This window comes from uncultured Reyranella sp., assembly GCF_945957355.1.
GTDB lineage: Bacteria > Pseudomonadota > Alphaproteobacteria > Reyranellales > Reyranellaceae > Reyranella.
In genome coordinates this window covers 62,636-83,740 of the sequence record NZ_CAMFKM010000007.1, presented here as the reverse complement: position 1 = coordinate 83,740, position 21,105 = coordinate 62,636, and the positions used below count along the sequence as shown (strand labels likewise).

At 66.8% G+C, this 21,105-nt stretch carries 16 protein-coding genes; 9 read left to right on the top strand and 7 right to left on the bottom strand.

The window, feature by feature from the left end; all coding sequences use genetic code 11:
- Positions 1–12 precede the first annotated feature (12 nt).
- Complete coding sequence (gene clcA, locus Q0Q48_RS13560; protein WP_295138413.1) at positions 13–1,383, top strand: H(+)/Cl(-) exchange transporter ClcA; 1,371 nt, start codon at positions 13–15, stop codon at positions 1,381–1,383.
- Here the strand turns inward: clcA and Q0Q48_RS13555 are convergent.
- The 6 genes from Q0Q48_RS13555 to Q0Q48_RS13530 all read right to left on the bottom strand — a co-directional run bounded on the left by Q0Q48_RS13555 (position 1,380) and on the right by Q0Q48_RS13530 (position 7,922).
- Positions 1,380–2,471, bottom strand: coding sequence for a phospholipase (locus Q0Q48_RS13555; RefSeq protein ID WP_295138411.1), 1,092 nt, complete (start codon positions 2,469–2,471; stop codon positions 1,380–1,382). The two genes, clcA and Q0Q48_RS13555, sit on opposite strands and share 4 nt — an antisense overlap.
- A complete protein-coding gene (locus Q0Q48_RS13550) occupies positions 2,471–4,111 on the bottom strand; it encodes a GMC family oxidoreductase N-terminal domain-containing protein (protein WP_295138409.1) in 1,641 nt (546 codons plus the stop codon). The genes Q0Q48_RS13555 and Q0Q48_RS13550 overlap by 1 nt, the downstream gene beginning before the upstream one ends.
- 16 nt (positions 4,112–4,127) lie before the next feature.
- Positions 4,128–4,967, bottom strand: coding sequence for a 3-methyl-2-oxobutanoate hydroxymethyltransferase (gene panB / locus Q0Q48_RS13545; protein WP_295138407.1), 840 nt, complete (start codon positions 4,965–4,967; stop codon positions 4,128–4,130).
- Between the two features lie 25 nt (positions 4,968–4,992).
- A complete protein-coding gene (locus Q0Q48_RS13540; protein WP_295138405.1) occupies positions 4,993–6,522 on the bottom strand; it encodes an ATP-binding protein in 1,530 nt (509 codons plus the stop codon).
- 163 nt (positions 6,523–6,685) lie between these two features.
- The gene (locus Q0Q48_RS13535; RefSeq protein WP_295138403.1) at positions 6,686–7,495 is read right to left on the bottom strand and encodes a response regulator transcription factor; all 810 of its coding nucleotides are present in this window, start codon (positions 7,493–7,495) and stop codon (positions 6,686–6,688) included.
- Positions 7,425–7,922, bottom strand: a complete 498-nt coding sequence (locus tag Q0Q48_RS13530; protein WP_295138401.1) for a hypothetical protein — start codon at positions 7,920–7,922, stop codon at positions 7,425–7,427. The genes Q0Q48_RS13535 and Q0Q48_RS13530 overlap by 71 nt, the downstream gene beginning before the upstream one ends.
- Positions 7,923–8,121: 199 nt before the next feature.
- Here Q0Q48_RS13530 and pepN point away from each other — a divergent pair, with 199 nt between their 5' ends.
- Positions 8,122–10,773, top strand: coding sequence for an aminopeptidase N (gene pepN / locus Q0Q48_RS13525; protein WP_295138399.1), 2,652 nt, complete (start codon positions 8,122–8,124; stop codon positions 10,771–10,773).
- Between the two features lie 132 nt (positions 10,774–10,905).
- The gene (locus Q0Q48_RS13520) at positions 10,906–11,316 is read left to right on the top strand and encodes a hypothetical protein (protein ID WP_295138397.1); all 411 of its coding nucleotides are present in this window, start codon (positions 10,906–10,908) and stop codon (positions 11,314–11,316) included.
- On the opposite strand, the gene Q0Q48_RS13515 is transcribed toward Q0Q48_RS13520, so the two are convergent.
- Positions 11,313–12,887, bottom strand: a complete 1,575-nt coding sequence (locus Q0Q48_RS13515; RefSeq protein ID WP_295138395.1) for a GMC family oxidoreductase N-terminal domain-containing protein — start codon at positions 12,885–12,887, stop codon at positions 11,313–11,315. The two genes, Q0Q48_RS13520 and Q0Q48_RS13515, sit on opposite strands and share 4 nt — an antisense overlap.
- Before the next feature lie 87 nt (positions 12,888–12,974).
- Here Q0Q48_RS13515 and Q0Q48_RS13510 point away from each other — a divergent pair, with 87 nt between their 5' ends.
- The 6 genes from Q0Q48_RS13510 to Q0Q48_RS13485 all read left to right on the top strand — a co-directional run bounded on the left by Q0Q48_RS13510 (position 12,975) and on the right by Q0Q48_RS13485 (position 21,037).
- A complete protein-coding gene (locus Q0Q48_RS13510) occupies positions 12,975–14,213 on the top strand; it encodes a Zn-dependent hydrolase (RefSeq protein ID WP_295138393.1) in 1,239 nt (412 codons plus the stop codon).
- Positions 14,214–14,398: 185 nt separating this feature from the next.
- Positions 14,399–16,006, top strand: a complete 1,608-nt coding sequence (locus Q0Q48_RS13505) for an ABC transporter substrate-binding protein (protein ID WP_295138391.1) — start codon at positions 14,399–14,401, stop codon at positions 16,004–16,006.
- Positions 16,007–16,010: 4 nt separating this feature from the next.
- The gene (locus tag Q0Q48_RS13500; protein ID WP_295138389.1) at positions 16,011–17,036 is read left to right on the top strand and encodes an ABC transporter permease; all 1,026 of its coding nucleotides are present in this window, start codon (positions 16,011–16,013) and stop codon (positions 17,034–17,036) included.
- Positions 17,033–17,899 carry an ABC transporter permease gene (locus Q0Q48_RS13495; protein ID WP_295138387.1) on the top strand — a complete coding sequence of 289 codons (867 nt, stop codon included), beginning with the start codon at positions 17,033–17,035 and terminating at the stop codon, positions 17,897–17,899. The genes Q0Q48_RS13500 and Q0Q48_RS13495 overlap by 4 nt, the downstream gene beginning before the upstream one ends.
- Positions 17,896–19,566, top strand: a complete 1,671-nt coding sequence (locus Q0Q48_RS13490) for an ABC transporter ATP-binding protein (RefSeq protein ID WP_295138385.1) — start codon at positions 17,896–17,898, stop codon at positions 19,564–19,566. Before Q0Q48_RS13495 ends, Q0Q48_RS13490 begins: the two co-directional genes overlap by 4 nt.
- 4 nt (positions 19,567–19,570) lie before the next feature.
- Complete coding sequence (locus tag Q0Q48_RS13485) at positions 19,571–21,037, top strand: NAD(P)/FAD-dependent oxidoreductase (protein WP_295138383.1); 1,467 nt, start codon at positions 19,571–19,573, stop codon at positions 21,035–21,037.
- Positions 21,038–21,105 lie beyond the last annotated feature (68 nt).

The following is a 21,105-nucleotide window of genomic DNA, read 5'->3' as shown; positions in this document are numbered from 1 at the left end:
GGGAGGGTTTGTGTGACTTCAGGGGATCGGCCGACAGAGCAATCGATCTCCGATGGCGCCTTGTACTTTCTGGCAGGCCTTTGCGGGCTCGCCACCGGTGTCCTGGGCGCGGCCTTCCATCTCGTCGTCGATACGCTGGTCCGGTGGCCGTCCTGGCTGGTAGCGTACCTCGGACACGGGGCTCTCACCTTTGCGGCCGCCGCCGCGATTGCCGCCGTCGCACTGGTCGCGGCTTTCTTTCTCACGCGCCTTGTCGCACCCGAGGCGGCCGGCAGCGGCGTCCAGGAAATCGAAGGAGCGATGGAAGGATTGCGCGACGTTCGCTGGCGGCGCGTGTTGCCGGTGAAATTCGTTGGCGGCGTGCTGGCCCTGTCGTCCGGGCTCGTGGCGGGCCGCGAGGGTCCGACCATCCACATGGGTGCGTCGATCGCGCAGGCCGTCTCGGAGCGCATGAAGCTCTCGGAGGCGGAGTTGCGCGGCCTGCTCGCCGCCGGTGCGGCGGCCGGCCTCGCGGCGGCCTTCAATGCGCCGCTGGCCGCGATCCTTTTCGTGATCGAAGAGACGCGCAAACAGTTCCGCTACACGCTGCGCTCCTATACCGCCGTCATCATCGCCTCGACAGCCAGCGCCGTCGGAATGGAACTGGTGGGCGGTACCGCGCCGCAGCTCAAGCTCGACAATGCCGAGATGCCGCTGTCGATGCTGCCGGCGTTCCTCGTGCTCGGCGTGTTCCTGGGCGGACTGGGCATCGTCTTCAACCGCACGCTGCTCTTCCTGCTCGACTGGGTGGCGGCTACTTTTCGCAAGGTGCCGTTCGTGCCGGCGCTCGTGGTCGGTGCTGCGATCGGCGCTCTGGCGCTCGTGCTGCCTCTGGCCGTTGGAGGCGGCGAGCTGCTGATTCCCGGCCTCGTCAACGCCAACCTGCCGATCCAGATTCTGCTGCTGCTCTGCCTGTTGCGGTTCGTCGGAGTCATGGTGAGCTATCCGGTGGGTGTCCCCGGCGGCATCTTCGCGCCTCTGCTGACGCTTGCCACCACGGTGGGCCTGATCGCGGCATCGCTGCTGCAGATGGCCGTGCCGCTGCCGCCGCTGACGGGCGCGGCCTTCGCCATCGCCGCGATGGGCGGGCTGTTCTCCGCCTCTATTCGCGCGCCACTGGTCGGCGTCGTGCTGGCGGCCGAACTGACCGGCGGCTACGCGCTCATCCTGCCGCTGATCGTGACCTGCGTGACGGCCAATGCCGTATCGCAGGCATTGGGCGGACGGCCGATCTACGAACTGCTGCTGGAACGCACCCTGCGGCTCGCGGGGAAGGCGCCGCTGCCGCCGGTCACGACCGGCGTTCTTTCACCGGTCGGTGTGGATGAGGGGCGTCGCCCCTAAGTCCGCGCCGGCAGGAACCAGTCCAGGATCCGCGCATTCTCGTCGCGCGGATAGGTGTGCGAGAGGTCGGCAATCTCGCGATAGATCACATCGGCGCCGGCCTGTTGCAGCGCGCGCTGCGCGCCTTGCGCCATCTCCGGCGGAAACATCCAGTCCTGCGTTCCATGCACGATATGGACGGGCAGGTCGCGGACGCGGTCGGCATCGGCGAAGGTCATAAGCATGGGATGGAAGCTCGCGGAGACCGGCGCGAGATGGGTAAAGCGGCAATCGCCGCGCAGGCCGATCACATAGGTGAAGGTGCCGCCGTCGCTCATGCCGGTCAGAAGCTGGTGCGTGGTGTCTATGTTCCAGTCGTTGACCACGTCCTCGGCCATGCGATCGATGCGTGGCCCGTCGATCTCCGGCTCCATCAGCGACCAAGTGGCGCCGGATGCCGTAGGCGCCAGCACGATGAAGCCGCGCGTGCGCGCCTCGCGCACCCAGCTCCACAGGAAGGCGCCGCCATTGCCGCTGCCGCCATGCAGCGCCACGACCAGCGGCCAGCTCTTCGCCGGGTCGTAGTACTCCGGCACGTAGAGCGAGAAGGCGCCGCGCGTGCCGGACGGGCCGGCAATGTGCATGAAGCCCACCCCCTCGCGCGTCGGGTCGGACGCGGCCAGACGCGCCTGCAGATCGGTATCGTCGCGCGCGGACTGTTCGAGGAAGAAATTGCCGATGGGTCTCAGATAGGGTGACAGCGGATAGAGCGCCTCGCAGGCCCGCGGATAGCCCCGCAGCGCGCGATAGGCGGCGACGATGGGCTGCGCCGCTTCAGGGGCAACAAGCAATCCGGAAATGGCCTCACCCGCAAACACCGCCGCCCGTTCCAGATGGTCGCGCACAGGGGCCAGCCGCCCCGGCCAATCGAGGGCGCGCGAGCCGGCGAGGGCCGGGGCGAGATCGTCGTTGCGGCCGGCCAGGGTTTCGAGGATCTGCGGCAGGGTATGCGGCGACAGATGGCGCGCCGCGAACTCGATGGCGTGCAGGGCGCGCAGGGTCGCCGGGACCAGCGCGGAGAGGGCGTCGATGGCGGCCTCTTCGGCCATCAGTCCTTCAGCATCACGGCGTCGAGCGCCGGCTTGCCGCGGATCATGTCGGCCGCCTTCTCGGCGATCATCAGGACTGAGGCGTTGAGGTTCGCGGACGGCATGGTCGGCATGATCGAGGCATCGACCACGCGCAGTCCCTCGATGCCGCGCACGCGGAGCTGGTCGTCGACGACGGCGGTCGGGTCGGTCTCGGGCGCCATGCGGCAGGAGCCCATCAGATGGAACGTCGTGGTGCCGCGTTCCTTGGCGGCCTGCATCAGGTCGGCATCCGACTGCTTCTCGGCACCAGGGAACTCTTCACGATCGTAATATTTGCTGAGAGCCTTCGAGCCCAGCAGGCGCCGCGCCAGCTTCATGCCCGCCAACAGCACGCGACGGTCGCTCTCGGCGCCCAGGTAGTTCGGCTGGATGATGGGATGCTCGAACGGATCGGCGGAGCGGGCGCGAACGTAGCCGATCGAATCCGGGCGTTGCTGCCACGAAGCGATGGTCATGCCGGGGAAATCGTCGAGCGTCGACTGCACGCCCTCCTTGTAGCTCGCCGGCGTGAAGGTGAGCTGCAGGTCATAGTTCTCGATGCTCTCGTCGGATTTCCAAAAGACGTAGATGAGCGTCGGATTGAGTGTCAGGAGGCCCTTGCGCGTCGTGACGTATTTCAGGACCTCGCCGGCGAGGCGCAATCCCTTTGAGCGTTCGTTGATGCTGGTCGCGTTCTTCACGCGCGCGACGAAGCGGGGCGCGTAGTGATCGCGCAGGTTTTCGCCGACGCCCGCCAACTCGTGCTTCACCTCGATGCCCAGCGACTTCAGCAAAGGCGCAGGTCCGATGCCCGAGAGCTGCAGGAGCTGCGGCGAGTTCACCGTGCCGCCGCTCAGGATGACTTCCTTCCGGGCGCGGACTTCCATCGGCGTGCCGTTACGGCCGCCCTTGCGATAGCGCACGCCGATGGCGCGCTTGCCCTCGAGAATGATCGACGTCGCCTGCGCATGGGTTCGCACGGTGAGGTTGGGCCGCGACATGGCGGGATGCAGGTACCCGCGGGCGGCGCTGACCCGGCGGCCGTTCTGGATGATGCGCTGGACGTAGCTGACGCCCGCCTGCTTCGTGCCGTTATAGTCGGGGTTGCGCGGGATGCCCTGCTCCACCGCGCCTTCGATGAAGGCCTCGCACAGGGGATCGCGCCATTCGAGATCGGTGATCGGCAGGTTACCCTCGCGGCCGCGGAAGGTCGGATCGGCATCGCCCGCCATGCGGTGTTCGCTGCGGCGGAAATAGGGGAGCACGTCTGAATAACCCCAGCCGCGATTGCCGCGCTGCGCCCAGCCGTCGAAATCGAGGCGCTGGCCGCGATTGTAGATGTGGCCGTTGATCGAGCTCGATCCGCCCAGAGTCTTGCCGCGCGGCGCGGCGATCGCGCGGCCGCCGGTCCATTCGCTGGGCTCGGACTTGTAGAGCCAGTTCACCTTGGGATCGACCAGGGTGTACATGAAGCCGGCCGGGATATGGATGAAGGGATGCCAGTCGCGTGGACCGGCCTCGAGCACGCAGACCGTGACGTTGGGATCCTCGCTCAACCGGCTCGCGAGCACACTGCCCGCCGAGCCGGCACCCACGATCACGTAGTCGAAACTCTCCATCCGGTTGATTCCTCCCTTACGGTCTGGATTGACCACCGGATTTGGGCAGGAAGCAATGCTCCATCGCGGGAAAACGTCGAGCCTTCACGTCGGCTGAATAGGCGGCGGCGGCTTCGGAGATCTTTACTCCAAGGTCGGCATAGCGCTTCACGAACCGCGGGGTGAAATCGCTGAACAGGCCGAACACGTCCTCCGACACCAGGATCTGGCCATCGCAGGCCGGCGAGGCGCCGATGCCGATGGTCGGGATCGGCAGCGATTTCGTGATGGCGGCGGCCACCGGTTCCAGCGTGCCTTCCAGCACAATCGCGAAAGCGCCGGCCTCGGCCATCGCCTCGGCATCGCGCGTCACCTGCCTGGCTTCCTCGTCGGAACGTCCGGTGGCCTTGAAGCCGCCGGCCACGTTCACGGCCTGCGGCATCAGCCCGACATGGGCGCAGACCGGGATGCCGCGCTGCACGAGGTAGCGCACTGTCTCCGCCATGACTTCGCCGCCCTCGAGCTTCACGCCGCTCGCCCCGGTCTCGGACATGATGCGTGCGGCACTGTGGAAGGCCTGTTCCGGGCTCGCCTGGTAGCTGCCGAAGGGCAGGTCGACGATCACGCAGGCGCGACTGGAGCCGCGCATCACGGCCGAGCCGTGGGCAATCATCATGTCGAGCGTGACGGGAAGCGTGCTGTCGAAGCCGTAGACCACCATGCCCAGCGAATCGCCGACCAGCAGCAGGTCGACATGCGGATCGAGCCAGCGCGCCATTTGCGTGGTGTAGGCGGTGAGGCACACGATCGGCTCGCCGCCCTTGCGGGCGCGGATCTGCGGCGTGCTCACTCTCTTGGCTGCGGTGACGGCGCTCATGATCTCCTGACCTTTCGAAAGCCGGCTAGTGAATGACGAACCGCGGCAGCACCATCCTGATCGACAGCCCGCCGCCGGGACGGTTGGCAGCGACGACCTGACCACCCAATGCCTCGACGTTGCGCCGCACGATCCAGAGCCCGAGGCCCGAATGCTCGACGGCGCGGTCGCTGCCTATGCCATCCTCGGGGCGCAAAGAGAAGTAGCGTTGGAAGACGCTGTCGATCTTCTCGGCGTCGATGCCCGGCCCCTCGTCATCGACCGTCAATTCGACGGTATCGGCGGAGACGCGTAGCGAAATGGCGATCTTCGAGCCGGTGGGCGAAAAGCTGATGGCGTTCTCCAGCACGTTCTGCAGGGCGATCTCCATCATGCCTGCCGCCGTGCGCACGATGGCGCCGCGATCGAGCTTCACGACGAGGCCGATGTCGCGGGCTGCGAGAATTTCGCGAGAGTGTCGTGCCGCATCCTCGACGAGCAGCGCGAGGTCGGCCGGCACGCGCGGCGCATCGATCAGGTCGGCCGTCCCCATGTCATGACGCTGGGCGGCATTCACCAGGTTCAGCAGTCGCGCCAGCGAGGAGTCGACGATCTCGAGCGCGCGGCGGGCGCGCTGGTCGTCCTCCGGCACGGCGCGGCGCACGGGACGCAGCGCTGACTGCACGGCCGCGAGCGGCGTCTTGAAGGAATGCGCATTATCCTCGGCCGACTGGCGGATCTCGCGCGACACGCGGCGAAGTTCGTGCACCAGCCGGTCGAAGTCGCGGGCGACTCCCGACAGTTCCGGAACGGTGTTGCGCTGGACGAAGGTCGCGTCGGCTGCTCGGCCCAGCGCGATCTCGTCCGCAACGTTGCGGAAACGGCGCAGGCTGAGACGGATGCCCAGCGCCACCAGCACGGCCAGCAAGGCGCCGACCAGATAGATCGCCGCGGCGATGCGGATCTCGCGCGTCTGCCAGTAGGGCCGGCCAATCGACGTGTTGAGGAAATCCGAGGCGACGTGCGTGGTCGTCAGGATCCAGCAGTTGCCGCGGACGCGTATCGGGACGATCGAGGTCAGCAGCTCGACCGTTCCGTCGGAACGGCTGTAGCGCATCTCGTCGGAGGCGTTCCAGGTACAGGCTTCCGACAGGCGTTGCAGGATACCGCGCTGGCCGAGTTCCTCCAGTTCCGCCGTCACCGCCTCCGGTGCCAGAGGTGGCGCCGACGCCACCAGGTAGAAGCGGCTCGCCGTGCGCGCGGCCGGCGGCTGGTACATCAGCTTAAGGACCGTGCCGCTGCTCGCATACCTTTCGAGCGCGCGGTTGAGGTTCATCGGCTCCGACGGGTCCGTCTCGCGCAGCACCGGGGTCAGCGCCTCGGCGATCAACGCGCTGCGGTCCTGGACGGCGCGCGTTACCAGGACCTGCATCTGGCCGTCGGCGCTTTCGAACTGGCCATAAAGGACGATGGGCAGCGCCACGAACAGGCCGATCAGCGCCACCAGCTTCAGCGTGAGCGACGCGGCAAGCCGGCGCAGCACCGGGCGTCCGCGACTTGGCCTAAGGCTTGCCATGGAGAGGCTCCGTCGTCTCGACCGGAGCGCGCAGCGCGGAGTCGAGAGACCTTCTCTCTACAATTTGCCGGCGTGTGGTCGAGAGAAGGTCTCTCCACTCCGCACCTTCGGTGCTCCGGTCGAGACGACGGGATCTACCGAGGTGGCGTGAACTCATACTGCTCTAGTCCTTGCCCCAGCGGTAGCCGAACGACTGGTAGTTCTGGATCTCGGCGAACTCGGGATCGATGGCCCGGAACTTGTTGCGGATGCGCTTGATGCAGGAGCGGACGTTGGTTCGGTAGCCATTCTCACCGCTCCCCGCGATGAAGCCGACATAGTGCATGCAGTCGTAGACTGCCCGGTAACTCACATAGCTGCCGACGTTGGCGGCAAGCGTATGCACGATCTTGAATTCCGTCACCGTCAGATTGAGGTCGGTCTCGTCCCAGAAGGCGCGGCTGACCGTGGGCTTCAGCAACAGCCGGCCGCAATGGAAATTGCCTTCGCCGTCTGCCGACATCGGCTTGTCAACGCGATCCGCGATGAGCCGCAGGCGGCGGGCAAGGATCGGCACGCCGCGCGACTTGTCGACGAAGTCGATGGCGCCGCGATCCAGCGCGAGCTGCTCGTAGTTGGGTTCGCTGTGTCCCGTCAGGAACACCACCGGCAGGTTGATGCCGGCACGCTGCAGCTTGGGCAGGAGGTCGATGCCCGAGACGCGTGGCAGGCCCCAGTCGAGGACGACGATCTCGATGTCGCCGGCCGTTTCCAGGAATTCGACCAGGCCGGTGCCGTCGCGGAAGGCGGCGACGTCGAAGCCGTAGTCCCCGAGTTCGCCGCTCGCGGCCTCGCGGAAATCGTCATCGTCCTCCACGAAGGCGATGCGGACCCGCCGGCCGGTTTCGACCCCGGCGTCACCTTCAGCGTCCGGCCTGTATCCGGGATTGGAGCTGGGCCAGGCAGAGGCGTCGTCCTTCGTCTGTGTCGTCATCGCTCTTCACCTTGTACGCGAGGGTTCCGTACTGCTTGGTTTCGACATCCGGATAGAGCTGGATGTCGAGAGTGCACTTGCCGTTGCGGTAGCGCCACTGCTTGCCGGGAGGGCGATCCTCCACGCTGGTCGGCGGTCCGAGCAGGGCTCGCAACTCGGATTCGCGATAGCCGGTTAGCACCGGCGCCGGTGCCGCTGTGGTGGCCGGCGCAGGTGCCGCCGCGACATCAGCCGCGGCCGCGGCCGTTACCGGCTTCGCAGGCCGTGCGGCAGCGACCGGCTGTGGCGCGGTCTTGCGCACGGGGGCTGCGGGCGGCGGCGGCTTCGGTGCGCTGAGGCTCGCGAGATCGTCGCGCGCCGCGCGCATCACGTCGCAGCCGGACAGGAGCAGCAGTCCCAATCCGACGCCGAAAGTCCGTGTTGCCAAAGTTCCAATCGTCATCCGCATCCAAGAGAAGCCGGCTAGTAGGCCTAAAGAGGCCATGTGGCGGGTTTGCGGCACGATGCCGTGCCAAGAGCGCGCGATTCCCGTGGGAAGGTCGCCTTCCATCCCTCAGGATTGCGGCCAACCGTCACCGGGGCAAGTGCGATTTCGTCGAGCGGCGCGGCCGTCGTATGGAGAAACCATGGATATCAGCAAGGACATGACCACGCAGCCTGGGACGATTCGACGTGTCGACTACACGCCGCCGCCGTTCCTGATCGAAACCGTCGACCTCGATGTCGAGCTTGGGACGGAGACCACCGGCGTCGTCGCGCGACTGGCCGTTCGGCGCAATCCGGCGGCGCCGTCGCAGCCTGCGGATCTGATCCTCGACGGCAAGAAGATGGAGTTCGTGTCGATCCGTCTGGACGGCATGCCGGCGGCCCACGAGGTGACGCCGGAGACCCTGACCGTTCGCGGTGTTCCCGAGAGTTTCGCGCTCGAGATCACCACGCGCCTTCGTCCACAGGACAATAGCGAGCTGACGGGCCTCTACAAGTCGCGCGATCTTTTCTGCACGCAGTGCGAGGCCGAAGGCTTTCGCCGCATCACCTATTTCCTCGACCGGCCGGACGTGATGGCGCGCTACACGACGCGCATCGTGGCCGACCGGGCGCTGGCCCCGGTGCTGCTGTCCAACGGCAATCTGGTCGACAGCGGCGATCTCGGAGACGGCCGGCACTTCGCCCGGTGGGAAGATCCATTTCCAAAGCCGTCGTATCTGTTTGCGCTGGTGGCGGGGCCGCTCGAATGCCTCGAGGACCGATTCACGACGCGCTCCGGCCGCGAGGTGACGCTGCGCATCTACGTCCGCCCCGGCGACGTCGGGCGCTGCGGCCATGCGATGGAATCGCTCAAGAAGTCGATGAAGTGGGACGAGGATGTCTACGGCCTCGAATACGACCTCGACACGTTCATGATCGTCGCCATCGACGACTTCAACATGGGCGCGATGGAGAACAAGGGGCTGAATGTCTTCAACTCGAAGCTCGTGCTGGCCAATCCCGAGACCGCGACCGATCTCGACTATCATTCGATCGAGGCCGTCGTCGCCCACGAATACTTCCACAACTGGACCGGCAATCGCGTCACGTGCCGCGACTGGTTCCAGCTCTCGCTCAAGGAAGGGCTGACCGTCTTCCGCGACCAGCAATTCTCGGCCGACATGGGCTCGGCCGCCGATGCCCGTATCGGCGATGTCCGCCGTCTGCGCGCCGGCCAGTTTCCGGAGGATGCCGGGCCGATGGCCCATCCCGTCCGGCCCGATTCGTACATCGAGATCAACAATTTCTACACCGCGACCGTCTACCAGAAGGGGGCGGAGGTGGTGCGGATGATGCATTCGCTGCTGGGACCCGAACGCTACCGCAAAGGCATCGACCTCTACTTCCGGCGCCATGACGGCCAGGCCGTCACCTGCGACGATTTCGCGAGCGCCATGGAAGATGCCTCGGGCGTCGATCTCACGCAGTTTCGCCTGTGGTACGCGCAGGCCGGCACGCCGGACGTCCGTGTCGAGGGCAGCTATGACGCGGCCGGCAAGCGCTACACGCTGACGGTCGGCCAGCGTCTGCGGCCGACACCCGGGCAGCCCGAGAAAAAGCCGATGCACATCCCGCTCGCCGTCGGGCTGCTGGATGGCGCCGGGCGCGACCTGCCACTGAAGCTTGCTGGCGAGGCGGCGGCGGGCGGCACGACACGCGTGCTCGATGTCCGCAACACGCGCGATGTCTTCGTCTTCGAGGATATACCCGAGGCGCCGGTCGCCTCGCTGCTGCGCGGCTTCTCCGCACCGGTGAAGCTCGACGCACCGCGCTCGGACGACGAACTGACCTTCCTGATGGCGCACGACAGCGATCCCTTCGCGCGCTGGGAAGCCGGCCAGCAGCTCGCCGCCCGGTTGATCCTCGAGCTTGTCGAGGCGCGCAAGGCCGACAAGCCGATGGTCGTGCCGGACCATTTCGTCGACGCCATCCGCCGTACGCTCGACGACCAGCGGCTTGACCGCTCCTTCATCGCCGACGCCGTCACGCTGCCCGGTCTCGCCTTCCTGGGTGAGCTGATGCCGGAGATCGACATCGACGGGCTGTGGGCCGTGCAGCAGCGCGTTCGTTCGGTTCTGTCCGACCAGCTCGCGGACCGCTGGGGCTCGGTCTATGACGCCAACCACGCGTCCGGTCCCTACCGCTTCACGCCCGGGGAGGTGGGACGTCGTCGCCTGCGCAGCACGGCGCTTTCATATCTGTCGACCGACAAGGGCGATGTGGCGCGGCGGCGGGCGGTCGCCTATTTCGAGGGCGCCGGCAACATGACGGAGTCCATTACGGGCCTGACCGTCCTGGCGGAGCTCGGCGGCGCCGAAGGCGAGGCGGCGCTGGCGGCATTCTACGAACGCTGGAAGGGGGAGGCGCTGGTCCTCGACAAGTGGTTCGGCATCCAGGCGCGCACGCCGACCGAGGGAACGCTGGAGCGCGTGAAGCGCCTCGTCGACCATCCGTCCTACGACCGCCGGAACCCCAACCGCGTCTATTCGCTGATCGGCGCCTTCGCGTCAGGCAATCCGGTGCAGTTCCATCAGGCCGGGGGCGCCGGTTATCGCTTTCTCGCCGACCAGGTCCTCGCCACCGACAGGCTGAACCCGCAGATCGCGGCCCGGCTGCTGGGCCCCCTCGGCTCGTGGCGCCGCTACGACGCGATCAGGCAGGATCTGATGAAGCGCGAACTCCAGCGCATCGTCGCCGAGCCCGGCCTGTCGCGCGACGTCTTCGAGATCGCCTCCAAGAGCCTTGCCTGACCCTGCATATTCTTTCATCGGGAATGCCACTTGAAAGGTTGCTGTAATGATGCAATTATAGAATGTGGGAAGTGAGTAACGAGTTCCGGTCGGCGCGTGGGGCGCCGGCTCGGAAATCTGGGGTCTAGACACATGGAAACGAACACGAAATTCATTGTTTCGGGTGTGGTGGCTGCTGTTTTATCGATTGCCGCCATTGCATATGCCCAGACGGCCGGATTCACAGAGACGACCGGCCCGCAGGTCGCGCAACAATCTGCAGTCATGCCGCAATCTTCGGTGATGCCGGGTGAAGCGACATGTGCGTCGCAGCACCAGGAGCAACCAGGCCTGTCGACGTCGGATCTGCTGGCCGACAGCTATGAGATCAAGGCGGCGGTTCCGGGCGGCGTCTGGCTGCAGAAGAAGAAGGATGTCTTCTACTGCAACTCCGGCGTCACCAGGGACGACGAGACGATGTGCTGGAAGATCCGCGCTCCGCTCAAGGGCCAGAACTGCACCGACGCCCAGAACCGCGCCCGGTCGAAGGCACTCCCGGGCTAGGTACCGCTCTGCGGACGGGATCGCTTCAGCTCGTCCGCCATCTTTTCCGCGATCATGACCGTCGTGAAGTGTGTGTTGGCGCGCACGACGGTCGGCATGATCGAGGCGTCGACGACGCGCATCCCCGAGACGCCGATCACGCGGCATTCCGGATCGACCACCGAGCGCGGATCGCCTGCCGCGCCCATGCGGCAGGTGCCGCTGGCATGCTGGGCGTCGGAGCATTCGGCGAACATCCAATCGTCGAGCGCCTGAGGCTCGAATGGGTCATCGATCGAGCGTCCCGTCGTGCCGTACGCGACCCGCGTCGAGATCGCCTTGAAGGCAGGCTGCAGGCAGAGGTCCCGCATCCGTTGCACGCCGTCGCGCATGCGGGCGAGGTCGCTTTCGTCCGACATCATGCGCTCGTCGACCTGCGGGTCGACCGAAGGATCGCGGGTGGTGATGCGGACCGTGCCTTCGCTGAAGGCCTGGAAGGCGGAGACGGCGAGGCGCGCCCGCGCTGTGCCGCCATCCTCCTCCGGCCGCAGGTTGCCGGCGATCATGATCATGTCGTTGACGCCGGCGCCCGCGAGCTCCGAGGAATAGCGCAGGCAGCAGTTGGTGTGGCGATGCATCAGCGTGCTCACCCGTGCATCGTCGCGCAGGTCCAGCATCAGGCCGAGGATCGGATGATCGAGCAGGTGCTTGCCGACCGGCCGGTCGGCCACGACCTCGATCCCCAGCGCACCAAGCCAGTCACGCGGACCGATGCCGGAGCGTTGCAGGATCGCCGGCGAATGGATGGCGCCGGCCGACAGGATGACCTCGCGGCGGGCCCGAACATTGCGCGCATCACCACCGACGTTCACGCGAACGCCGCTGACATGCGGGCGATTGCCCTCGAATTGCAGCGTGTCGACGACGGCTTCGCCCACGATCGTGAGGTTGGCGCGGCCGCGCGCCGGCTCGAGATAGCCGTCATTGGTCGAGATGCGCAGGCCCTGCCGGCTGTTGATCGCGTAGGGCGAGACGCCCGTGCCCGTCGGGGCGTTGTGGTCGTCGCACCATGGATAACCCAGGCCGAGGGCGGCTTCCCTCAGGGCGCGGTCGACCGTGCCCCATTGATCGACGGGCGCGCGATAGACCGGAATCGGCCCCTGGTTGCCGTGATAGGGCGCATCGCCGAAATCGACGTCGGTTTCGAGCTTGCGGAAGTAGGGGAGGCAGGCCTCCCAGCCCCAGCCCGCAGCCCCCATGGACGCCCAGTCCTCGAAATCCCCGGGGATGCCGCGGATGGCGATCTGGCCGTTGATGGTCGAGCTGCCGCCGATCGCGCGGCCGCGCCACAGGAGTTTCGGCTCCTGCCGCTCGGTGCGGCGCGCCATCAGCTTCGGGTAGCGGTAGTTGTCGTCGCCGATGGCGCGCAGCGGATTGGGGATGCGCAGGTGATGCGGTGTCTCGGCGGTGCGGAAGTCGCGTCCGGCTTCGAGCAGCAGCACGCGCAGCGACGGGTCCTCGCTCAGGCGTGCGGCCAGGACCGCGCCGGCCGAGCCGCCGCCGATGATGATGTAATCGTACTCGTTGTCCATGAGGGGTCACTGCTCTCGAAGGGCTGGCATGCTTCTTGGTAGAATGCCATCGCCTGTTCAGAAAGCCGCATGCAAAAGGAGCGCCGCATGGTCGCAAACGTCCTGGAGGTCAACCCCGAGCGCCTGTGGGACAGCCTCGAACGATCGGCCGAGATCGGGCGTTTCCGCGACGTCGGCCTGCGCCGCCTGGCTCTGTCGGCCGAGGACAAGCAGATGCGCGACCTGTTCGTCGAGTGGGCGAAGTCGGCAGGGTGCACCGTCGAGGTCGATCGTCTCGGCAACATCTTCGCGCGCCGGCCGGGGACCGATCCGTCGCTGCCGCCGGTGGCGATCGGCAGCCATCTCGACACGCAGATCTGCGGCGGCCGCTACGACGGCATCCTGGGCGTGCTGTGCGGCCTCGAGGTCGTTCGCACGCTGAACGATCGCGGCCTTCAGACCAAGCGCGGTATCGAGGTGATCTGCTGGACCAACGAGGAGGGTGCACGCTTCAATCCGCCGATGATGGGCTCAATGGCCTTCGCCAAGGTGCTGACCCTGGAGAGCGTGCTGGCCACCACCGACGATGCCGGCATCACGGTGGAGAAGGCGCTCGACGAGATCGGCTATGCCGGTTCCGCGCCGGTGGGCCGTGAATTCGACGCCTATCTGGAGCTGCATATCGAGCAGGCGCCGGTGCTGGACCGCGAGGGCTGCGACGTCGGCATCGTGGTCGGCGGCTACAAGACCCAGGCGCTGCGGCTCACCATCAACGGCGATACCGGCCATGCCGGCGGCACGCCGATGGCGCAGCGGCGCAACGCGCTGGTCGGCGCCGGCTACGTCATCGCCGCGGTCAACGACATCGGCCTGGCCTATGCCGCGGACGAAGGCCGCACCACGACGACCCGCATCGAAAGCTTTCCCAACCTGGCCGGCACCTACGCCGAACAGGTCAAGCTCACCATCGACTTCCGTCACATCGATGCCGACCGCTTCAAGGCGATGCGTGCCGAGGTCGATGCCGCGATCGCGGCGGCGGCGAAGAAGGCGAATGTCGAGATCGAGGTCGCGGAAGGCTGGAGCTGGGGAAGCGAACTGTTCGCCCCGGAATGCATCGAACTGTTGAAGACAACCGCGAAGGAACTCGGCCTGCCCTACCGCGAGATGCGCAGCCAGGCCGGTCACGATGCCTATGCGGTGGCGACCATGGCACCGACGGCGATGATCTTCACGCCTTGCTTCGAGGGCATCAGCCATAACGTGAACGAGGCGATCGAGCTCACGCGCTCGGTGCCCGGCGCCAACCTCCTGCTGAACGCCGCCGTCGCCCGCGCGAACCGCTAGCCTCCGGTAGCCATTTCGGTGGCATGGGAATTGCGTCGAAGCCGCAAAGACTGTTCGCGTTTCGCGACCCGTGATGACGGGTCGGCATTTGGGGGTGCAGTCATCGTCGGAGCGTCGAGGGGCGCTTCTGGGCGATGACACGGGATCTGCGGACGGCGTCCTTTCATCCGATGAATGGTGGCGATATGAAGCGGCGAGTTCTTCTGCAGGGTGCGGCGGGTGCAGCGTTTCTGGCGGGCGGCGCGTTTCCGGCGGCGGCCCAGAGCCGCGCCGAGACTCTGCGCTATGTGACGGGCGCGACCATCAACACGCTCGACACGACAATGCCCGGCGCGACACGCGAGGCATTCGGCCTCAGCATGAACGTCTATGATCGGCTGTTCAGCTTCGGCCGCAAGAAGGTGGGTGAGAATTGGGCATTCGATCCCGACACGATCCGTGGCGAGTTGGCCAAGTCCTACAGCATCAGCCCCGACAACAAGGTCATCACCATCACCCTGCGCAGCGATGCGACCTGGCACGACGGCACGCCGGTGACGGCGGAAGACGTGAAGTGGTCGCTCGACCGGCATGTCACGGCGAAGTCCCTTGCGGCGCCGCAGTTCACGACCGGCTCGCTGACGAAGGCTGATCAGTTCAAGATCGTCGATCCGCAGACCGTGACCGTGACGCTCGAGAAGCCCGACCGGCTGGCGCTCGCGAACCTCTGCGTCTGTTACGCCATCATGATCAACAGCAAGCTGGCGAAGAAGCTTGCGACCGCCGACGACCCGTGGGCGATGGAGTGGATGAAGACGAACACCGCCGCCAGCGGTGCCTACATCGTGGACAGCCACAAGCCGGGCGAGAGCACCGTGCTTCGGCGCAATGAAAAGTGGGTCGGCGGCGCCGGCGGCGCGCTGCCGTTTTTCAAGCGCATCATCATCCAGACGGTGCCGGAAGCCGCGACGCGCGCCAACCTGATCGAGCGCGGCGATGCCGACCTCGCCATCGATCTGGCGGCCAGCGATCTCCCGACCATCGAGAAATCGGCCAAGTCCAAGGTCGTGTCGATCCCGCAGACCAACGGCTTCACGCACATCTCGATGAACACGCAGATGGCGCCGTTCGACAATCTCAAGGTCCGCCAGGCCGTCGCCATGGCCCTGCCCTACGAGGACATGTACAAGGCGGCGATCTTCAGTCGCGGCACCAAGCTCTACGACGCGACCTGGACCACCGTGCCGCCGGATGCGAGCTTCCCGCAGGCCATTCCCAACAAGACCGATCTGGCGAAGGCCAAGGCGCTGCTGGCCGAGGCGGGGCATCCGAACGGCTTCTCCACGACCTTCGCCTTCACCGCCGGCCAGGCGGCGACGGCGGAGCCGATGGCGGCGCTGGTCAAGGAGTCCCTGGGCAAGATCGGCATCAAGGTCGAGATCCAGAAGAAGCCGGATGCCGAGTTCAACACGCTCGAATCCGAAAAGAAGATGCCGCTCTTCACCGACGGCGCGACCGCCTGGCTGCCCTATACCTATTACTTCTTCTATCTCTACTTCACGCGCGACCAGCGTTGGAACTTCGCGAGCTTCAAGAGCAAGAAGATGGAGGATCTGACGCTCGACGCCCGCTACCAGACGGACAAGGCGAAGTACGAGGAGGGCTGCAAGCAGATGATCGAGCTGTTCAATGCGGAGACGCCGTTGATCATGCTGTGGCAGCCCAACCATGACGCCGTGATGGCCAAATCGGTGGACGGCTATACCTACCAGTTCTACCGCCAGGCCGATTTCCGCGACCTCAAGCGGGTCTAGCGCCTTGCTGACCGGCATCCTGCGCCGGGTGGGTCGACGCCTGCTGGCATCGATTCCTGCCCTGTTCGGCGTGGTGGTCGTCACGTTCGTGCTGATGCGGGTGCTGCCGGGCGACCCGGCGGTGTTCTTCTCCTCCGGCCCCTCCGCCGGCAAGGAGGAGATCGAGGAACTGCGCCGGAGCATGGGGCTCGACCGGCCGATCCCGGTGCAGCTGGTGCGTTATCTGGGCGAGGTCGCCACGGGCAATCTCGGGCGCTCGATGACGACGGGCCAGCCTGTCATATCGGACATGACGCGCCGCCTGCCGGCGTCGCTCGAGCTCACCTGCACGGCGCTGTTCATCGCACTGATGTTCTCCATCCCGCTGGGCGTCGCGGCGGCGCTGCGGCCGGGTACCGCGATCGACCATGTCGTGCGTATGCTGTGCACGCTCGGGGCCTGCGTGCCGACCTTCGTGTCGGGCCTGCTGCTGATCTATGCCTTCTACTATCTGCTGGGCTGGGCGCCCGATCCAACGGGCCGCATCGACATCTTCGCCTCGGCTCCGCCCGACATCACCGGATTCTTCCTGATCGACTTCGCCCTGAAGGGTGACTGGGAAGGGTGGATGGCGGCCTTCTCGCAGCTCCTGCTGCCCGCCTGCACCATGGCGCTGTTCGTGCTGGCACCGCTCGCCCGCATGACGCGCGCCTCGATGCTGGCGGTGCTGGGCAGCGACTTCATTCGCACCGCGCACGCGATGGGCCTGTCGCGGCTGCGCATCATCGTGGCCTATGCGCTGCGCAACGCGCTGCTGCCCGTGCTGACCATCACCGGAATCGTGTTCTCGACCATGCTGGGCGCCAACGTGCTCGTGGAGAAGGTCTTCTCCTGGCCGGGCGTCGCCTCCTATGCGCTCGACGCGCTGCTCGCCTCGGACTACGCGCCGGTGCAGGCCTTCGTTCTCCTGATGGCGATGATCTTCGTCATGGTGAACGTCACCATCGACGTCCTGTACGGCATCGCCGATCCGCGGGTCTCCGTCGCATGAGCGAGCTCGTCCTCAATGGCTCCTCGACCGGGCGTCACATCGCCTACGTGCTGCGCTCGAACCCGGTCACGGCGCTGGCGGCCACGGGCACGCTTCTGCTGGTCCTGGTCGCGATCCTCGCGCCCGTCCTGGCGCCCTACGATCCCGTCGCCTCCAACGTGCCGCAGGCGCTGCGGCCGCCCTCGTGGTCGCATCTCGCCGGCACCGATCAGCTCGGCCGCGACATATTGAGCCGCATCATCTGGGCGGCGCGCCTCGACCTGATGATCGCGGTCTCGGCCGTCAGCCTGTCTTTCGCCATGGGTGCCGTCATCGGCGGCTTCTGTGGCTATCGCGGCGGACGGCTCGACCGCTGGGTCGGCCGGTTCGTCGACGTGCTCATGGCCTTTCCGCTGTTCGTGCTGGCGATGGCCATGGTCGCCGCGCTGGGTAACCGGGTGGAGAACATCGTCATCGCCACCGCGGTCATCAACCTGCCGTTCTATATCCGCTTCGCACGCGCCGAGGTGAACGTGCGGCGCAATGCCGGCTGGGTCGAGGCGGCGCGCGCCTGCGGCGACAGCCATCTCTCGGTCGTGCTGCGTGTGCTGTTGCCGAACATCCTGCCAGCCATGGCGGTGCAGATCTCGCTCAACCTCGGCTGGGCGATCCTGAACGCCGCCGGCCTTTCCTTCATCGGCCTCGGGGTCACGGCGCCGACGCCGGAATGGGGGATCATGGTCGCGGAGGGCGCGCGCTTCATCACCACGGGCAAGTGGTGGCTCGTCGCCATGCCGGGCCTCGCGCTGATGCTGACGGTCCTGTGCTTCAACCTGCTGGGCGACGGGCTGCGCGACATCCTCGATCCGCGGATGCGGACATGACACAGGACCTGCTGCGGGTCGAGAATCTGCAGGTCGCCTTCTCGACGCGTCACGGCACCGTCACGGCGTTGCACGGCATCGACATCGCGCTCAAGGCCGGCGAGACCCTGGGCATCGTGGGCGAGAGCGGCTCGGGCAAGTCCGTCACCTCGCTCGCCGTGATGCGCCTGCTCGACCGCGCCGGCCGGATCACCGGCGGCCGCGTGATGTTCGAGGGGCGCGACATCACGCATGCGGGACACGCCGACCTGCGGCGGCTGCGCGGCTCCGCGCTCTCGATGATCTTCCAGAACCCACGTGCGGCGCTCAATCCGATCCGCACGGTGGAGCAGCAGATCGTCGACGTGCTGGCCGCCCACGGCAAGCTGTCGCGCGCCAATGCGCGGGCTCAGGCGCTCGACCTGCTGCGCGCGGTGCTGATCCGCGATCCGGAGGCGCGGCTCAACGCCTATCCGCACGAACTGTCGGGCGGCATGTGCCAGCGGATCATGATCGCCATGGCCATCGCCTGCGAGCCCGTGCTGCTGATTGCCGACGAGCCGACGACGGGCCTCGACGTGACGACGCAGCAGACGGTCATGGAGTTGCTGGCCCGCATCCAGGCCGAACGCGGCATGGCGATGATCCTCATCACGCACGATCTCGGCCTCGCCGCCCGCTGGTGCGACCGGATCGCGGTGATGGAAGCGGGTCGCGTGGTCGAGCAGGGCGAGACTGTGGCGCTGTTCGAGGCGCCGGCCCATCCCTATACGAAGCGCCTGGTGGCCGCCTCGCCGACCCGGGATTCGACCCTGACCGATCTCGCGCCGCCCGGCCTGGCGCGGGATACGCCGCCGGTCGTCGCGGCGCCGCGCGAGCGCAAGCCGGGCACACCGCCGCTGCTCGAACTGGTGCATGTCGTGAAGTCGTTCGGCGGCCCGACCCGGGCGGTCGACGACGTCTCGTTCCAGATTCCGCCCGGAGGGTCCCTGGGCCTGGTGGGCGAATCCGGCTCGGGCAAGAGCACCCTGTCGCGCCTGATCTGCCGGCTGATCGATCCGGACGACGGCGACATCGTGTTCGACGGCGAATCGATCGCGCGCATCCCAGCGCGCGAGTTCCATCTCTCGCCACGCCGCCGAGACATCCAGATCGTGTTCCAGGATCCCAACGACAGTCTCAATCCGCGCTACACGGCGTTCGACAGCATCGCCCATCCGCTGCGCCGGCTCGAAGGGCTGCGCGACGGGCCGGCGCTGCAGACGCGGGTGCGCGAGGCCGCCGGCCGGGCCGGGCTACCGCTGGACCTGCTCGAGCGGTTTCCGCACCAGCTCTCCGGCGGCCAGAAGGCGCGGGTGGGCATCGCTCGGGCCGTTGCACCACGCCCGCGCCTGTTGCTCCTGGACGAGCCGACGGCCGCGCTCGACGTGTCGGTGCAGGCGGTGATCCTGCAATTGCTCGACCGGTTGCGCCGGGAGGATGGGATTGGACTGCTGTTCGTCAGCCATGACCTGAACGTGGTGCGGATGCTGTGCGACGACCTCGTGGTGTTGCAGGCTGGCAGGGTTGTCGAAGCGGGGCGCAGCCAGGAGGTCTTCCAGCGGCCGCAGGCGGCTTACACGCGCACTCTGCTGGACGCGGTGCCCTACTTCGATCCGCAGCGCACGGAGCTCTTGAAGACGGCGTGATGTCATGACAGCAGGCGATCTCTCTTCCCTCGAAGCCCGCGTGAAGCGCGACCTCGAAATGACCGCACATCCCCGTACGGAGTGGATGACGCCACGATTCCACCGAGGCAAGCCGGCGCTCGACGTATTGATCGTCGGCGCGGGCCAGTCCGGGTTGTGCATCGGCTTCGCGCTGATGCGCGACAGGGTGCACAACATCCTGCTGATCGATCGCGCGCCGGCGGGAAAGGAAGGGCCGTGGGTCACCTTCGCCCGTATGCCGACCCTGCGCAGCCCCAAGGACCAGACCGGCCCCGACCTCGGCATTCCCAGCCTCACCTTCGAGGCCTGGTACGATGCGCTCAAGGGTCCCGGCAGCTTTGCGGGCCTGCATCTCATCCCGAGCGGCGCGTGGCACGACTATCTGCAATGGTATCGCCACGTGCTCGACATTCCCGTGCGCAACGACGTGGCCGCCACGGCAATCGAACCCGGCCGGCTCGACGATGGCGGCAACTGCCTGCTGGTCACGCTATCGACCGGCGAAGTGCTGGCGGCGCGCAAGCTGGTGCTGGCCACCGGCCAGGACGGCACCGGTGAATGGTGGATGCCCGATTTCGTGCGGGCGCTGCCGCCGGACCGCCGCGCCCATACCTGCGAGATGATCGACTTCGAGCGCCTGCGCGGGAAGACCGTCGCCGTGCTGGGCTCCGGCGCCTCCGCCATGGACAATGCCGCGGTCGCGCTCGAGCACGGCGCCGACGTGCATCTCTTCGTGCGCCGCGCCATGCCGTCGGTCGTGCAGCGTTATCGCTGGCTCACCTTCGCCGGCTTCCTAAAGCATATCGGCGAGATGCCCGACGAATGGCGATGGCGGATCATGGGCAACATCCTGACCGCCCGCGAAGGATTCCCGGCCGGCACCTATGAGCGCGTCATGGCCTTCCCGAACTTCACCATGGAACTCGGTCGCGCCTGGACCGATGCCCGCATGGAAGGCGACCGCATCCGTCTCGAAACGACGCGCGGCCCGTTCGTGGCGGACTATGCGATCTGCGGCACCGGTATCCGCCAGGATGTGGCGCAGCGTCCCGAACTCGCTGCCTTCGCCGATAAGATCGCGCTGTGGAAGGATCGCTACACGCCGCCGCCGGGCGAGGAGGACGAGCTTCTCGCAGCCTATCCCTATCTCGGCCCCGACTATGCCTTGCTGGAACGCAGGCCCGGCCAGGCGCCGTGGCTGGCAGACATTCATGTCTTCGGCATCGGCTCGACCCTGAGCTTCGGTCCCTCGGGCAGCAGCATCAACGCCATGACGACCGCCGTGCCGAAGGTGGTGGCCGGCGTCACGCGCGGCCTGTTTGCCGGCGACCTTCAGCGCCACTGGGAATCGCTGCTGGCCTACGACGTCAAACAGGTCGAGCTGGACTGGAGCCGGATGGCGACGGGCGAGGAGACTGGAATTTTTCCGGCCGAGGAAGAATCACACTGACCATCTCAAGAACAACCTCACCCTGAAGAGCGCTCCGCAGGAGCGCGTCTCGAAGGGTGGGCACGCGC

Coding starts and splice junctions, on each gene's coding strand:
- Q0Q48_RS13555 (WP_295138411.1), bottom strand. CDS start 2,471: ATGGCCGAAGAGGCCGCCATCGACGCCCTCTCCGCGCTGGTCCCGGCG.
- Q0Q48_RS13550 (WP_295138409.1), bottom strand. CDS start 4,111: ATGGAGAGTTTCGACTACGTGATCGTGGGTGCCGGCTCGGCGGGCAGT.
- panB (WP_295138407.1), bottom strand. CDS start 4,967: ATGAGCGCCGTCACCGCAGCCAAGAGAGTGAGCACGCCGCAGATCCGC.
- Q0Q48_RS13540 (WP_295138405.1), bottom strand. CDS start 6,522: ATGGCAAGCCTTAGGCCAAGTCGCGGACGCCCGGTGCTGCGCCGGCTT.
- Q0Q48_RS13535 (WP_295138403.1), bottom strand. CDS start 7,495: ATGACGACACAGACGAAGGACGACGCCTCTGCCTGGCCCAGCTCCAAT.
- pepN (WP_295138399.1), top strand. CDS start 8,122: ATGGATATCAGCAAGGACATGACCACGCAGCCTGGGACGATTCGACGT.
- Q0Q48_RS13520 (WP_295138397.1), top strand. CDS start 10,906: ATGGAAACGAACACGAAATTCATTGTTTCGGGTGTGGTGGCTGCTGTT.
- Q0Q48_RS13515 (WP_295138395.1), bottom strand. CDS start 12,887: ATGGACAACGAGTACGATTACATCATCATCGGCGGCGGCTCGGCCGGC.
- Q0Q48_RS13510 (WP_295138393.1), top strand. CDS start 12,975: ATGGTCGCAAACGTCCTGGAGGTCAACCCCGAGCGCCTGTGGGACAGC.
- Q0Q48_RS13505 (WP_295138391.1), top strand. CDS start 14,399: ATGAAGCGGCGAGTTCTTCTGCAGGGTGCGGCGGGTGCAGCGTTTCTG.
- Q0Q48_RS13495 (WP_295138387.1), top strand. CDS start 17,033: ATGAGCGAGCTCGTCCTCAATGGCTCCTCGACCGGGCGTCACATCGCC.
- Q0Q48_RS13490 (WP_295138385.1), top strand. CDS start 17,896: ATGACACAGGACCTGCTGCGGGTCGAGAATCTGCAGGTCGCCTTCTCG.
- Q0Q48_RS13485 (WP_295138383.1), top strand. CDS start 19,571: ATGACAGCAGGCGATCTCTCTTCCCTCGAAGCCCGCGTGAAGCGCGAC.